Origin of the sequence: Mesorhizobium sp. SP-1A, assembly GCF_032460275.1 — a bacterium.
In the GTDB taxonomy this organism is placed as follows: domain Bacteria; phylum Pseudomonadota; class Alphaproteobacteria; order Rhizobiales; family Rhizobiaceae; genus Mesorhizobium.
Genome location: NZ_JAVXZD010000001.1, coordinates 1,684,750 through 1,699,357, shown reverse-complemented (window position 1 = coordinate 1,699,357; position 14,608 = coordinate 1,684,750). Strand labels below are relative to the sequence as shown.

At 62.8% G+C, this 14,608-nt stretch carries 13 protein-coding genes; 6 read left to right on the top strand and 7 right to left on the bottom strand.

Going from position 1 to position 14,608, the window contains the following annotated elements:
- From QU595_RS08340 to QU595_RS08325, 4 genes are all read right to left on the bottom strand, one after another.
- Positions 1-642, bottom strand: a 642-nt coding sequence (locus tag QU595_RS08340; RefSeq protein ID WP_315920622.1) for an alcohol dehydrogenase catalytic domain-containing protein, incomplete at its 3' end; no start/stop codon positions are given.
- Between the two features lie 51 nt (positions 643-693).
- The gene (locus QU595_RS08335) at positions 694-1,710 is read right to left on the bottom strand and encodes a 2Fe-2S iron-sulfur cluster-binding protein (protein ID WP_315920620.1); all 1,017 of its coding nucleotides are present in this window, start codon (positions 1,708-1,710) and stop codon (positions 694-696) included.
- A 69-nt stretch (positions 1,711-1,779) separates the two neighbouring features.
- The gene (locus QU595_RS08330) at positions 1,780-2,919 is read right to left on the bottom strand and encodes an aromatic ring-hydroxylating dioxygenase subunit alpha (protein ID WP_315920618.1); all 1,140 of its coding nucleotides are present in this window, start codon (positions 2,917-2,919) and stop codon (positions 1,780-1,782) included.
- Between the two features lie 213 nt (positions 2,920-3,132).
- Positions 3,133-4,107 carry a helix-turn-helix transcriptional regulator gene (locus QU595_RS08325; protein WP_315920616.1) on the bottom strand — a complete coding sequence of 325 codons (975 nt, stop codon included), beginning with the start codon at positions 4,105-4,107 and terminating at the stop codon, positions 3,133-3,135.
- Positions 4,108-4,842: 735 nt separating this feature from the next.
- Here QU595_RS08325 and QU595_RS08320 point away from each other — a divergent pair.
- The 3 genes from QU595_RS08320 to QU595_RS08310 are packed head-to-tail and all read left to right on the top strand — an operon-like array spanning position 4,843 to position 9,507.
- Positions 4,843-7,665 (top strand): xanthine dehydrogenase family protein molybdopterin-binding subunit, encoded by a 2,823-nt coding sequence (locus QU595_RS08320; protein ID WP_315920614.1) that lies wholly within the window; start codon positions 4,843-4,845, stop codon positions 7,663-7,665.
- A complete protein-coding gene (locus QU595_RS08315; protein ID WP_315920612.1) occupies positions 7,662-8,207 on the top strand; it encodes a (2Fe-2S)-binding protein in 546 nt (181 codons plus the stop codon). The genes QU595_RS08320 and QU595_RS08315 overlap by 4 nt, the downstream gene beginning before the upstream one ends.
- Positions 8,208-8,214: 7 nt before the next feature.
- Positions 8,215-9,507, top strand: a complete 1,293-nt coding sequence (locus QU595_RS08310; protein ID WP_315920610.1) for a cytochrome c — start codon at positions 8,215-8,217, stop codon at positions 9,505-9,507.
- An 81-nt stretch (positions 9,508-9,588) separates the two neighbouring features.
- Here QU595_RS08310 and QU595_RS08305 read toward each other — a convergent pair whose 3' ends face one another.
- Positions 9,589-10,032 carry a pseudoazurin gene (locus QU595_RS08305; protein WP_315920608.1) on the bottom strand — a complete coding sequence of 148 codons (444 nt, stop codon included), beginning with the start codon at positions 10,030-10,032 and terminating at the stop codon, positions 9,589-9,591.
- A gap of 143 nt (positions 10,033-10,175) precedes the next feature.
- A complete protein-coding gene (locus tag QU595_RS08300; protein WP_315920606.1) occupies positions 10,176-10,565 on the bottom strand; it encodes a group III truncated hemoglobin in 390 nt (129 codons plus the stop codon).
- A gap of 511 nt (positions 10,566-11,076) precedes the next feature.
- Between QU595_RS08300 and rnk the strand changes: the two genes are divergently transcribed.
- From rnk to QU595_RS08285, 3 genes are all read left to right on the top strand, one after another.
- A complete protein-coding gene (gene rnk, locus QU595_RS08295) occupies positions 11,077-11,511 on the top strand; it encodes a nucleoside diphosphate kinase regulator (protein ID WP_315920604.1) in 435 nt (144 codons plus the stop codon).
- A gap of 154 nt (positions 11,512-11,665) precedes the next feature.
- A complete protein-coding gene (locus tag QU595_RS08290; RefSeq protein WP_315920602.1) occupies positions 11,666-12,229 on the top strand; it encodes a nucleoside-diphosphate kinase in 564 nt (187 codons plus the stop codon).
- A gap of 70 nt (positions 12,230-12,299) precedes the next feature.
- Positions 12,300-13,721 carry a coniferyl aldehyde dehydrogenase gene (locus tag QU595_RS08285; protein ID WP_315920600.1) on the top strand — a complete coding sequence of 474 codons (1,422 nt, stop codon included), beginning with the start codon at positions 12,300-12,302 and terminating at the stop codon, positions 13,719-13,721.
- A 3-nt stretch (positions 13,722-13,724) separates the two neighbouring features.
- Here the strand turns inward: QU595_RS08285 and QU595_RS08280 are convergent, their stop codons facing one another.
- Complete coding sequence (locus QU595_RS08280; RefSeq protein WP_315920598.1) at positions 13,725-14,606, bottom strand: LysR family transcriptional regulator; 882 nt, start codon at positions 14,604-14,606, stop codon at positions 13,725-13,727.
- Positions 14,607-14,608: the final 2 nt, after the last annotated feature.

Genomic DNA, 14,608 nt, shown 5'->3' with positions numbered 1-14,608 from the left:
GATCATGTCGGCGCCGGCAAGCCGCAGCCCCTGGATGACGTTCAAGCCGATGCCGCCGAGGCCGAACACGATCGCGGTCGAACCGATCTCGACCTTGGCGGTGTTGATGACGGCGCCGATGCCTGTGGTGACACCGCATCCGATGTAGCAGATCTTGTCGAACGGGGCGTCTTGACGGACCTTCGCGACCGCGATTTCCGGCAGCACCGTGAAGTTCGAGAATGTCGAGCAGCCCATATAGTGGAAGATCTCGCCGCCGTCGCATGAAAACCGGCTCGTGCGATCGGGCATCAGGCCCTGCCCCTGTGTCGTGCGGATCGCGGTGCAGAGATTCGAGCGCCGCGACAGGCAGGTTTTGCACTCCCGGCATTCCGGCGTGTAGAGCGGGATGACGTGATCGCCCGGCTTGACGCTGGTCACGCCGGCGCCGACCTCCCGCACGATGCCAGCCCCTTCATGGCCGAGGATGGCAGGAAACTTTCCCTCCGAATCGAGACCTGCGAGCGTATAGGCGTCTGTATGGCAGATGCCCGTGGCCATGACCTCGACCAGCACCTCCCCAGCCTTGGGCCCGCCGATCTCGATGGTTTCGATAGTAAGGGGTTTCTTCGCCTCCCAGGCGACAGCAGCCCTCGATTTCATGATGTTTCCCCCGGCAAGTCGGTGTTTTTGTTATGGTGTTCGCCGTGTGAGTCAGGCCGAATTCAGGATCGGCTGAGCTTCCTGGCTGACAAACGGATCCGCGTGGCAGTCCTGCGGGGGCGTGCCCCGCTCGCACACGAAATCCTGACAGGCACGGACCAGCGCAGGCGGACCGCAGGTGTAAACCTTCGTGGCCTTGAAGTCCTTGATCTGCTCGGCCATGACCGCAAAGATGTCGCGGGGATACGGCGTGTCGGGCTCATCCGTGACGATGGGATGGAACCGGAACTGGCTTTTCTTGGCGGCGAGTTCGCGGAACTGGTCGTCGAAATAAAGGTCCTTCAGCCAGCGCACCGAGAAGTAAAGGTCGATGGGGCGAACTGCCTGCATGGCAAGCGCTTCGTGCAGGATCGACTTGGCCGGCGCCAGGCCCGTGCCGCCGGCAACGAGCGTGATCGGGCCGGGATGTTCCTTGCGAAGATACGCGTTGCCGAACGGGCCGTTCAGCGAGAACCGGTCGCCGCGTCGGCTGCGTTCGTAGAAATGCGTGCTGACCTGGCCGCCGATGCGCGACCTTATGTGGAATTCCAGTTCCAGCGAGCCGGGCCGGTTCGCGAAGGAATATTCGCGGGCCGGATAGCCGGGCAGACCCAGCACGGCGAACTGGCCGGCGAAGAACTGCACGGGCATGCCGCCATCGGGCACGGCGCGGACGATCACGACGTCGTGCGTGACCCTTTCGATGTAGGTGATGGCGCAGTCGGCCTTGCGCTGCGGCGGCATGGCCGGATCTTCTTCCACCAGATCCACTTCGCAGTCGGAGGTCGGGCAGGCGCGGCAGGCGAGAATGAGCCCGGCCTTGCGCTCGGCGTCGCTCAGAGCCGAAACGTCGTAGGTGCGCAGTTCGACCTCGCCCGACAGCACCTGCGTCTTGCAGGCCGAGCAGGTGCCGGACCGGCAGGCATAGGGATAGTCCACTCCAGCTTTCAGGGCCGCGTCAAGAATCGATTGTCCGGGCCGCACGTCGATGGTGCAGTCAAGCTGACGGATCGATACCTTGTGGGTCATATGGACGTCCTGCTTTCTAATGAAACCGGGATCCCGGCGGCGGGCGCCGCCGGGAGCTTGGGAGTGGCCTCAGCGATTTGCGGTCATCGCCCGGTAGTACATCGACTGGAAGTGATGGATGCCGTGCTCGCTGTTCGAGGTCAGGTCCTTGTCGATGACCAGGCGGCCCTGGCTGTAAGCCTGCGAATGAAGGCCGCGCTGGACGCTTTCCACCAGACCGATATCCTCCGGCTGGAGAATGTTCTTGATGTAGTCCATGGCGGCGAGCTCTTCTTCGTTCGGCGTCTCGTCCTCGAGATAGAAGTCCCAGTGCTCGAAGGTCGTCTCAGGACCGGTCGGCATGATGTGCATGAACGACAGGTTCCGGCGTCCGGGGAAGACGTTGAAGGTAAGGTTCGGCCAGAGGAACCACGCGGCATACATCAGCTGGTTGCCGGCCTTGCTGGCGTCGAACTTGTAGGCCGAGTTGTCCTCGCGCGCCGGCGCGATGTGGCTGGAGCAGATGCCGTAGTTCTTGGTCCGGTAGATGCCGTGATCGAACAGTTCGACCAGCGCCGGATGGGCCGGCGGGCAGTGGTAGCATTCCTGGAAATTCTCGACGACGTTCTTCCAGTTGGCCTTGATCTCGAAGGTCAGCCGGCCGGCGAATTTCAGCGTCTCCGGGGTGTCGACATATTTGCGGACCTCTTCGCCGAAATTGCCCGACTGCTCCGCAAGCGGCGCCGCGTTGAGGTCAAGGTTGATCCAGACGAAGCCGAGGAAGATCTCGACCTTGACCGGCTTGAGGCAGAACTCTTCCGAAGCGAAGCCGTCCACCGTCTCCAGGATCGAGTTGGAGCGGAGCTTGCCGTCGAGCTCATAGGTCCAGGCATGGTACGGGCACACGATCATGCGCGTCTTGCCTTCGCCCGAAAGCAACTGATGGGCGCGGTGGGAGCAGACATTGTGGAACGCGCGGATCTCGCCGTCCTTGCCGCGCACGATGGCGATGTTCTGGTCGCCGATCTTGACGGTCGTATAGGAGCCGGGAGCTTCCAGCTGATTGCTGTGGCAAACGAAATTCCAGGACCTGTAGAAGACGGCTTCCTTTTCGGCCTCAAAAACCTCCGGGTCATAGTAAAGCCGGCCGGGCAGCGTGTAAGAATGAGCCGGGTCTTCTGGCTTAAAGCGGTCGAGGCCGAAGAATTCTTGATCGTTCGTCTTGAGCATTGGGTTCCTCCACATTCAGATCGCCGTCGAAATCGGGGCGGCGCACCTCTGCGCTGGGTCCAATTCTGGTTGCATTCCAGCCGGTGTCGCAATGGTGCCGCTTGGCACCATGTCAGGCCGGCTTCACGCACGTGCGGAACCCCCGCCGCGACACGGGATGCCGCGGCCGGTTGCACGATGCCTGCGATGGTGGGAACGGCCGCAGCCGCAGTGTCAGGAACGCCAGGTAAGCCGGCGGTCTTCCTCGCTCAGATAGGCTTTCAGCTGCGTGGTAAACGGCATGACCGCTGAAATCATGGCGCGTTCGGAAGAAACGCCGAGCTTGCGGTACATGCGCAGCCGGCAGTTCTTGATCGAGCCCTTGGCGATACTCAGTCTTTGCGCGATGGCGCCGGTGCTCAATCCCTCGAGCGTGAGCAGCATGATGTCGCGTTCGCGAGGGGTGAGCATTTCTATCAGCGCCGCCGCCTGGTCACCGGTGTCAGCGGCGCGTTCGTTCATCTCGGCCACATAGACCACCAGCCCGCTCGGCGCGACCGGGTTCATGTCGTCGAGCGGCAAAAGCCTGAGCGGCGACGTGGATGCCGAAACCATCTCGGAAACCTCGGCGACCGATTCGACCTGCCTGAGCGCCAGTATTCTCGAATCGCGCGCCTCGAATTTCTGCCAGCCCGGCGTGGAAAACACCGTCTTGCCGTCACGGTCGAACACGGTGAGCGCGCATTCCTCGACCGGATGGCAATCGGTGAGCGCCATCGAAAGCTTGCCGAACAGCGACTTGATGTGCGCGTGATGGAAATCCAGCATCGCCGGAAACAGTCGCCGCAATTTCAGGAGTTCGCGTTCGGTAAAGGCGCGCTCGCGGCGTTCGAGGAACAGCGAGATGCACGAGGCGCCCGGCACGGGAAGAAACAGGGCCAGTTCATCCGTAAATTCGGCCCGCTTCTTGAAGTCCTCGGCGTAGAAATGCCGGTCGATAGCCTGGGGCAAGGCGGAATCGAAGGTTTCGACGCGGGCCAGGGAATTCCCGCGCCAGGAACACAGATAGGGGTCGCCGGCGCTGGGCTTCGTCTGCAGGTAATATTCGACGAGCTTGGCGTCGATTTCCTTGGTGTGGAGCACGTCGGGTTCCGAACCGGCCCTGTAACGTACGATCCAGCCCATCTCATGCGGAAGTAACTGACCCACTATATCCAGCAGCCGGAGGTGAAAATTCGGTTCCCCGATTTCACGCGCCAGACTGCCGAACGCCATTGTCAGAGCATCTGGGTCCAACCTCGACAAGCTCCTCAACCATTAGTGCCGCGACCTGTATCGTTATTGTCTGCGCGGTCTTTTTTCTGCATGCGGCCAGCCCCTTCCAGCCGCATGGTTCTGCGAAAGGGGCCGCAGCCAGTTGGCTGGCACCCCTAATACGTCATTGCGTCGTGATCCTGCTACTCGACGTTGCGGCAGGCAAGCGGTTAATTCGAGGTCGGGTCCTCCCCTGCACGACAGGTTTCAAGGAATCGCCAAACCTGACCGGAAGGTCGATCATGCAAGGCCGCAATGGCCTCGCCCGGATAACCGCGCTATGCGGCACCATGCCGTAAACCTCCCGATTATTCTCCGCAGAGAAATAAGTTTACCTTGAGTAAGGTATCGTAATGCCGACGGCAGTCAATGGTGCTGGTGGTCATCATTGCGTGATCCGGGATTCCGGGGTGCGACGGCGGCCTGATTCGAGTTTTGATTTGCAGGCGTCGCAAGTTCCGCCTTGTTCGTTATTCCAATAGCCCATAACGTTCCCGGGCGGTACAAACGGTCGAACTTCTGCTCGCGCTGCCGGCACGATTGCCCTCCCGGAAGACGGCCACATTTAACCGATGGAGCAGCACGAAGCCGCGTGAGAGCACGATTACCCTATTCGAGGGAAAGGCAACGATGGCACATTTTTCGCGCAGGGACTTTCTCAAGACCGGACTGATAGCCGGGGTCGCTATCAAGGTGTCCTTCCTGGCTCCCGCGGCGCGCGCCGCACTGATAGAGACCCCTCCCCATCCCGGGCCGGACTGGCTGCGCAGCGACGGCAAACCCAAATATCGGATCGACGCCATCGCCAAGGTCACCGGTCAGAAAACCTTCGCCCGAGACTACCGGGCGCGCGATCTGGAAGGCTGGCCGAAGGAGCAATCCCATGCCTTCCTGCTGCACGCCACCAAGGCGGACCGCGTCTTCGAAGGCGTGGACCTGACCGTCCTCGGCGACGATCTGAAGCCGGATCGCATCGTCTTCCATGAAGATCTCGTGGCCGACGGCATCGAGATTCCGGTGCCTGGCTTCTATGGCGACGTCTTCCTGGTGCCCAAGGGCCAGACGGCACGGCTGCTCGGGCAACCTGTGGCGCTGCTCATCTATCATGATTTCGCGCGTTACGACGCCGCCAAGCGCAAGGTGCGCTTCGACGACACGGTGGTGCGCTATGGAGAGAAGGCGCCCTACAGCCATCCCGGCCACTACGGCGCCGCGCGTTACGTCCGCATCGGCGGAGCGGACCCGCAGGCCGAAGACCAGTACTCGCCGCTGAAGGACGCCGTCATCTATGGCGGCTTCAAGGGGGACGAGCCGGACTGGCCTCCGGCGGGCGACGGCGACGGCATGGCGCGCGGCATGAAGGCCGCTGCCGAACTCGAAAAAGAGATCAACGCGTTCGGCGACGATACGCTCGTGCTGCGCCACAATTACTTTTCGCAGTCGGTCGACGCCTCCGCGATGGAGCCGGACAACGGCAACGTCTGGTACGATCCCGCCAGCGGCGTCGTGCACGCCATGATGGCGACGCAGTCGCCCTACGAAGTGGCGGAAGTTTCGGCGAAACTCGTTTCCAAGTCCAAGTTCCCGCTGAAGGAAATCGACCTGAAAGTCGGCTACACGGTCGGCTACGGCACCAAGGATCATTCGATCTTCGCGTTTTATTGCGTGGTGGCGGGCCTCTATGGAGAGGGCCGCCCGGTACGGCTGGCCAACGATCGCTACGAGCAGTTCCAGATGGCGTTGAAGCGCCATGCCTTCTGGATGGACAACGTGCTTGCCGTCGACCGCGCGACGGGCAAGTTCAAGGCCATGACCGGCCATTTCAAGAACAATGGCGGCGGACGCGCCAATTTCTCCTTCTCGGTGGCCTTTGTCGGCGCCACGGCTGCGCAGTCGGTCTACTATCTGCCCAAGAGCGACTTTTCGGCCGCCGCGCTGGCTTCGCGGGCGGTGGATGCCGGCTCGACCCGCGGCTACGGCACGCTGCAATCCATGTCGGCCACGGAAATGATGGTTGACGAGGCCGCAGAGCTGCTCGGCATGGACGCGATCGACCTCAGGCTGAAGAACGTCTTCAAAACCGGCATGAAGAACACGCAGGGCGCCATTCCCGCAGGCGCGTTGCGCAACGAGGAAATCCTGAAGCGCGCCGCCCAGCATCCGCTGTGGACGGAGCGCAAGAAGAAGAAGGAAGAGTTCGAGGCGGCCAATCCTGGCAAGAGATATGGCGTCGGCTACGGCCATGTGCAGAAAGACTACGGCACTGGTGCGGAATCGGCCCTGGCCTCGCTGGAGTTCGACGCTTCGGGCCGTCTCAAATTCACGCATGTGGCGCATGAGATCGGCACCGGCACCACGACCTCGCAGGCCATCATGGTCGGCGACATCCTGGGAAAGGTTCCGGACGAAACCGAATATGGCAGGGTGCGCTGGCCGCAGATGCCGCTCGAAACGACCGAAGAGCCCTATACGCTCTCGCAGGAGGAAGAAGACAAGCGCAAGCAAAACCCGCGCTGGACGCCGAGCTTCACCTCCCCGATGAGCGCCACCAACAGCGTGTATTATCTGGGCCACGCAACGCGTGAGGCGGCACGCGCCCTGCTCGACCTTGCCATCTGGCCGGCTGCGCAATCGCTCTGGTCGAAAGGGATCGGCGGAGGCCAGATCGCGCCTTACACGGTGCGGCGCGAGGAGTTGCGGCTGGAGCACGGCATGGTCAATGCCGGCGGCCTGCAACCCCTGCCCTTCGCTGAAATCGCGAAGGAAGCGCACAGGCTGGGCCTCGTTACAGGCGTGACCGTTCACACGTTCAATCGCTGGCAATGGGCCGAAGCCGAATTCGATGTCGCCGGCGCGGGCCGCCGCAAGCTGGCCGTCGACGCACTGGCACTGAAATATGGCGACGGCGCCCCTGCCGAAACCAAGGCGTTGATGACGCTGGACGGCTGGCAGTTCGTCAACCGGGCGTCGATCACCTACCCGCCGACCCAGCGCAACAATGCCGGCGTCACTTACTATGCGCCGATGGCCACGCTCGCCGAGGTGGTGGTCGATACCGCAACGGGCGACGTGTCGCTGCTTTCGCACCACTCCCTCATGGAATGCGGCACGCAGGTGGTGCCGGAACTGGTGTCGGGCCAGATCCAGGGCGGCATCGCCATGGGCATCGGCCATGCGCTGAAGGAATATCTGCCGCTCTACGAGGACGGGCCGGGCGACGGCACCTGGAACTGGAACAGATATGAGCTGCCGCGTTCGAACGACGTGGCCGTCTGGTCGCAGACCTACGAGATACTGCCGCCTCTTTCGGAGAGCGATCCGCCCAAGGGCATTGCCGAGGTCGTGATGATCGCGGTGGTGCCGGCGATCGCCAATGCGATCGCCCACGCCATCGGCAAACGCTTCTACGACCTGCCAATCACGTCGGAAAAGATACGGGGGGCGCTCGCATGACGCTCGCAACGAAGAAACTCTCCCTCACGATCAACGGCACGACGATCGATCCCGTCGACGTGCCCGAAACGATGATGATGCAGGATTTCCTGTACGAATATCTCAATCTCACCGGGTCGCGCATGGGGTGCGGCCAGGGCATCTGCCACGCCTGTACGGTCATCGTCGAAAACGAAGACGGCACGCTCAGCGAAACGCGCACCTGCATCACCGGCGCGCACTGGTTCCAGGGCAAGAAGGTGCGAACCGTGGAAGGGCACGCCACGCGCGACGCCTCGGGCGCCATCACGGCGCTTTCCCCGGTGCAGCAGGCCTTCATCGAGCATTTCTCGTTCCAGTGCGGCTACTGCACGCCCGGTTTCGTCACCGGCGCAACCGTTCTGATGGACCAGCTCAAGCGCAGGCCGGTGGCGCGCGAGCATCTGGAGCAGACCATCACCGACGCTCTGGACAAGCACATCTGCCGCTGCACCGGTTATGTTCGCTACCACGAGGCGATCCGCGACCTCGTTCTCAAGACCCCCGGCCTCGTGAAAGCATAGGATCGCCATGCGTAGAAGAACATTGCTTTGGACCGGTGCGGGCGTGGTCGTACTGGTGGCGTTGGTCGCGCTTGCCGTTTTCGCCGGCCTGTTCGAGCGCAGCGTGGTCGCCTCGGACGTCGACAAGCCGCTCCCGGCGGACCAGATGAAGAGCCTGGCCGAGCGCGGCGCCTATGTGGCGGTGGCGGCAGATTGCTACGCCTGCCACACTGCCAAGGACGGCGCGCCTTGGGCGGGTGGCCTGCCCTTCCCGACGCCGTTCGGCACGATCTACTCGACCAATATCTCGCCGGACAAGGATCACGGCATCGGTAACTGGAGCCGGGCCGATTTCCATCGCGCGCTGCGCGACGGGGTCGGCAAGGGCGGCGTGCATCTCTATCCGGCCATGCCCTACGCATCCTATCGCAGCATGACCCCGCAGGATGTGGACGCGGTCTATGCCTATCTCATGAGCCGGGAGCCGATGAAGGTCGAGAACAAGCGCAATGACCTGGCATTTCCGTTCAGCATACGCCAGTCCCTGACCTTCTGGAATCTCGTCAACCTGCCGGGCAAGCCGCTGGCCGCCGACGGTGCACGCTCGGAGGCCTGGAACCGGGGACACTACCTTGTGGATGGACTTGCCCATTGCGGCGAATGCCATACGCCGCGAAACTTCATGCAAGGGATGAAGCGGCAGGCCTATCTTCAGGGAGCCGTGCTGGAGGGCGTGGCGGCACCCGATATCACAAAGGACGGGCTCGCCCGGATGGGCTTCGATCCGCAACTGCTTCCCGTCTTCATGAAGTCCGGCATCTCCGCCCAGGGCGCGATGACCAACCAGATGTTCGACGTGGTGCATTTCTCCACGCAGTACATGACCGGCGACGATCTGGCGGCGATGTCAGCCTACCTGTTCGATCTGGACAAGGTTCCCGACAAGGCCACCCCGCTTGCTGCGCCCAAGCCTGTCGAAGTGGCCGCCGATCTGTCGGCTTCCGCCAAGGGAACTTACCTGAATCTCTGTTCGGGCTGCCATGGGGTGGAAGGTCAGGGCATTCCGCATGTGGTGGTGCCGCTGGCCACGAACGCATCGTTGCGGCTGACCGACGCGCGCAACCTGATCCATACCGTGCTCAACGGCATTCCCGCCCAGCGTTTCCCCGGATTGGAGCGCATGCAGCCGATGCCGGGTTTCAAGGACCAGATCGACGACAAGCAGATGGCGGATCTCGCCAATTGGATGCGGGCCATATGGGGCGGGGAGCAGCCCGGCGTGACGGCGGACGAAGTCGGCCAGATCCGGCGCGGGAACTGAGCCGCCACCTGCCCCGCGATCGATGACAAATAAAATGCCGCCGGGTTTGACCGGCGGCATCGAAGGTCGAAAGAGATCGGCTCAGTTGCCGGCCGGGACCTTGGAGAACAGGTCGGCAAACACGGTCTTGGCCTTGCCCGGCTGCTTGACCGTCTTGGCCTGCTCCAGATTGACTGGCTTGCCGACGACAACCAGCGCCACCATGCCCATGCCGTAATGCGGCACGCACTTGACGCCATAAACGCCCTCCTTGTCGACGGTGAGGGTGACCGGCTTGCTGATCTCGCCCTTGAACGGCGTTGCGCCTTCGGGGATCATGCCGTCGATGCTTGCCGCGTCATGGCCCTTGTCGGTGGGCACGAAGGTGACCGTGTCGCCCGGCGCCGCTTCGATGTAGTTCGGCTGGAACACCATCACGCCATGCTCGCCCTTGTTCAGCATCTGGACTTGATGGTCGGCGGCCTGGGCGGCTCCGGCCGTCAACAGGGCGGCGAAAGTCGCTGCGATCACAGTTACATGTTTCATTTTTCTTGCCTTTCAGTTTATGGATTTCGACTGCCGCGATGCCTTTATAGAGGCCGGGGTCAGCCAACTTTGCGGCGCCGCAAATTGGGAAGGAATTCGATTCTTCCCCTCCATCTGCGGCCTTTTCCTTTAGCACTCCCCCTTTAAAGGGTCGGCCTCAGGATTGGTTCGATTTCGAGCGAATTCTGGCCACGGCTGAAAGCAATCGCCAGACGAAAGGAATGGGCGATGCGCAGCGCCCGATCCATGAATAGCTCAGCCACTTCCGGCGGGCAATTGCGCGTTACCGTTGCCTGGAACAGGCTGAGCCAGCGACGAAAATGCTCTTCGCCCAGTTCCGGGATCGCCAGATGTGGAGGCAACGGCCGCCCTTCGTAACGGGACGTCCTGAGCAAGGTCGCCGACCAGAAGTCACACATTTTCGCAAGGTGTCCGGGCCACTGATCCGGCTGGATCGCATTGTTGAAAACAGGCCCCAGAAGCGAGTCGCGCCTGATCTCGGCATAGAAGCCATGAACGACATCGTGGATCATGGTTTCGTCCAGCAAGTCGGGCAGCGGCACACCGTCGACGACGATCGTCTTTCGGACCTTCGGAGTTTCATTCATGTTCGGTATTCCGATGCCTGTGGCGTCAGTTGTGCGGAACGAGTCGGGAGAGCCTCGCGACAAAACATATATCACGTATGTATCTTATTAGAGCGCGACCAATCGTCTCCTCCTGCCATGGCGGTCGTGGCAGGGCCGAGCCTCGCAGATTTTACCCCGGCTTGACTTCCGTGACCTTATCACCAACTATCAAGACATGAACACGACGGTCGCCCTTCTTGGCTTCTTGCCATTCCGGATTTGCCCCATCGCGGGATTCTAGCCCCCGGCTCGGCCGTTTGCGCCCCCCGAGCCGAGGGGGCACACATCTTCAAATTTGATCGACGAGCGGCCTGAAGGCCCGTGCGTCCACGGCGCTGAACAGAACACGACCATCCGCCTTGGCGCCGCGGCGCAGCTTGCGCGCGTCCGGTCGCAACAAGGAAACGGAGTTGAAATGACAGAAAACGCAAGACTGCGGCGCAAGCCGAGCATCCAGATTTCGAAGACGGACCACGCCCGCCTGTCGGCCCTTGCCGAGACCGTGGCGGAGCGGAACCCCGAGGTTTCCGAGGAACTCTTCGCCGAGCTCGACCGTGCGCGGATCGTCAGCGATTCGGCTGTCGGTGCCAATGTCGTGCGGATGGGCTCGACGGTTCGCTTCAAACCCGACACCGGCGAGGAAAAGACCGTGACGCTGGTGTTCCCCGGGGAAGCCGATATCGCACAAGGCAAGATTTCCATCCTGACGCCGATCGGAACGGCGCTGCTGGGCCTTTCCGCCGGCCAGTCCATGATGTGGACCGCCCGCGACGGCAGGCGCCACCAGTTGGACGTGCTCGACGTCGCGGCGACGACCGCCGAGCAGGAAAGCGCAAAGGAAAGGGCATGAGGAGTTCCTCGCGCCGCCTCCTCAATCATGCAGGCAGCCTGATCGCAGGAGCTTGACCCCTGCGCCCCGCTTCGGCCGGGCACAGGGGAAGCAGCCACGATCCGATGAATGCTTGTGCCGGGTTCCTGTAGCAGGCCGGCAGGGAGATGCGCCCATGTCCGCCACCGAAACTTTTCACCTTACGACGAAGGACTACACCATCCTCGAAGTGATGCAGGAGCGTGCGATCGGCCGCGACGAAACGCTGGCGCAGATCGTCCGGCGCAAGATATCCAACGCGGTGGTGATGTTCCGCGAGGACATTGCCCCGACCGTGGCAACCCTGAGCAGCCGCGTCGTCTATCGCATCGATGACGGGCCGGCGGAAACGCGGATCATCGCGCACGATACCATGCGCGGGCTGGTTGGAACGATATTGCCGATCACCAATCCGCGCGGGCTGGCCTTGCTCGGGCTTTCGGAAGGACAGTCCATGGAGATCGCGAAAGCCGGCGGCGGTTTTGAAACCGTGACGTTGCAGACGGTGGCCTATCAGCCGGAAGCCGCCCAGCGCGAACTCGACAAGACAGGCCAGACGCGGCCTCAGCCCACGCGCCAGCGCGGTCCGATCCTGCGCGTGGTGCATCGCTCGGACGATCTGCCGCCAAGACCGGCACAAAAGCATGCCGCGTCGGGTCCGGACGACGGCTTTGACGACCCCGGACCTTCCGCCGCGTAAATCCGAAAGAGGTTGCGCGAGCTTGTCGCTTGGCTTCTGATGCGGCAAAGGGCTGGAAGGCAGGAACGGCATGCTGCATGTCGGACAGGACGATCTGCGCGGGCGTTTCGAAACGCAGCGGAAAGCCTTCGCGGCCGAATCCTTTCCCGACCTGCAAACTCGCAAGGATCGTCTGGCCCGGCTGCTGGCGCTGATCGACGATCACGAGGCCGCCATCTGCCAGGCGATCGACGCCGACTTCGGCGGCCGGTCGCAGCACGAGACGCGCATTGCCGAACTGTTCGTGACCCGCAGCGGTATCCGCCATGCCAGCAACCACCTGGCCAACTGGATGCGCGAAAGGCGCGTCGCGACCTCCCTGCCCTTCCTGCCGGCCTCCAACCGGCTCATGCAGCAGCCGCTGGGAGTCGTCGGCGTTGTCTCGCCCTGGAATTATCCGCTTCAGCTCGCTCTCGCGCCGGTTACGGCGGCACTCGCGGCAGGCAACCGCGTGATGCTGAAGCCGTCGGAGCTCACGCCCAAGTTTTCCAGCCTGCTCGCCCGGCTCGTCGCGGACCGTTTCGCACCGGATGAGATGAATGTCGTGACCGGCGGGCCAGAGATCGGCAAGGCCTTCGTTTCGCTGCCGTTCGACCATCTTCTGTTCACCGGATCGACTTCCGTCGGCCGCCAGGTGGCGCAAGCGGCCGCGGCCAATCTGACGCCGGTCACGCTCGAACTGGGCGGCAAGTCCCCCGCCATCTTCGATCCATCCTGCGACCTCGACCGCTCCGTCGCGAGGCTTGCCTATGGCAAGCTGCTGAATGCGGGGCAGACCTGCATCGCGCCGGACTATCTCCTGGTGCCGAAGGGGTCTTCGGCACAGGTCACCGCAAAGCTCGGCGCCGCCGTCGCGCGGCTATATCCCACCTTGGCGAAAAACCCCGACTACACCGCGATCATCAGCGATCGACATCTCGACCATCTCAAGGCCATGGTTTCGCAGGCGCGCGAAACCGGCGCGAAGGTCGTCGAGATCAATCCCGCCAACGAAGCCTTCGGCGACCGCAGCCGCAAGATGCCGCCGGTTCTCGTGCTCAATCCGGGCAAGGAGATCCGGCTGATGCGCGAGGAGATATTCGGGCCGGTGCTGCCGGTTCTGGAATATTCGGATGTCGGCGAGGCCATCGCCCATGTGAACGGCGGCGACCGTCCGCTGGCGCTGTACTGGTTCGGCCGGGACCCGGCCGTCCAAAGGCGCGTCCTGCGAGAAACTATCTCCGGCGGCGTTACCATCAACGATTGCCTGCTGCACATCGCGCAAGAGCGGCAACCTTTCGGGGGCGTCGGCGCCAGCGGCACGGGAGCTTATCACGGCGAATGGGGCTTCCGGACCTTCAGCAAGGAAAAGCCCATGTTCATCCAGTCCCGTTTCAGCAGCGCCCCGCTTCTGTGGCCGCCCTACGGCCGGCTGTTCGACCGGCTATACGCGATGCTGAAGTTCCTTGGCTGAAATTCAGGCGTCCTCGATGAGCCGCATGAATTCCTTCTCGGCCGCCGTGGCATAACGCTCCTTGTGCCGAAGCATGAAGAAGCGGCGCGGAGGCAGCGCATAGGGCACGGTTGCGAGGGTGCCTGCCGCCAGGGCGCGCGCCACCACCAGCTTGGAAATGACGGTGACCCCTGCTCCGGCTTCGACCGCCGACCGCACCGCTTCGTTGGACGGCAAGACCAGTTCGATGCGAATTTCCGGCCAGCCTATGCCTTCCGCGCGCAACATCTCCGCGAGGATGGAGCGCGTGCCGGAGCCGCGTTCGCGCAACACCCATGCGGCCGAACGCAGATCGAGCTTTTTGCCGGGCGGGAGGCGGGTCCAGGGATGGCCGGCCGGCGCGACCAACGCCATCTCGTCTTCCGCGACCGCCGTCACCGACAGGCTCGGCTCTTCAACCGCGCCTTCGACGAAGCCGAGGTTTGCCTCGCCGTCACGGACCTGCGCCGCCACGGTCTCGGTATTTCCCATGACCAGCGAGACGGAGACGCCCGGATAGGTCGAACGGAAAGCGCGGATGAATTTCGGCAGCCAATAATTGCCGACGGTCTGGCTGGCGGCTAGGCCGAGGGAGCCGACCTTCATTCCGGCGAGATCGGCCAGAACCAGTTCAGCGGAAGCCGCACGCGCCAGCACGGCCTTGGCTTCCGCCAGAAACAAACGACCCGCGTCGGTCAGCGCGATGCGCCGACCGACGCGGTCGAACAGTTTGGTGGCATAGCGGGCTTCAAGAGCGGCCACCGCTGCACTGGTGGCCGATTGCGTCAGGTTGAGGTCGCGCGCCGCGCGGGTCACATGCTCACGTTCGGCGACCGCAACGAAGATCCGCAATTGCTCCAGCGTCATCC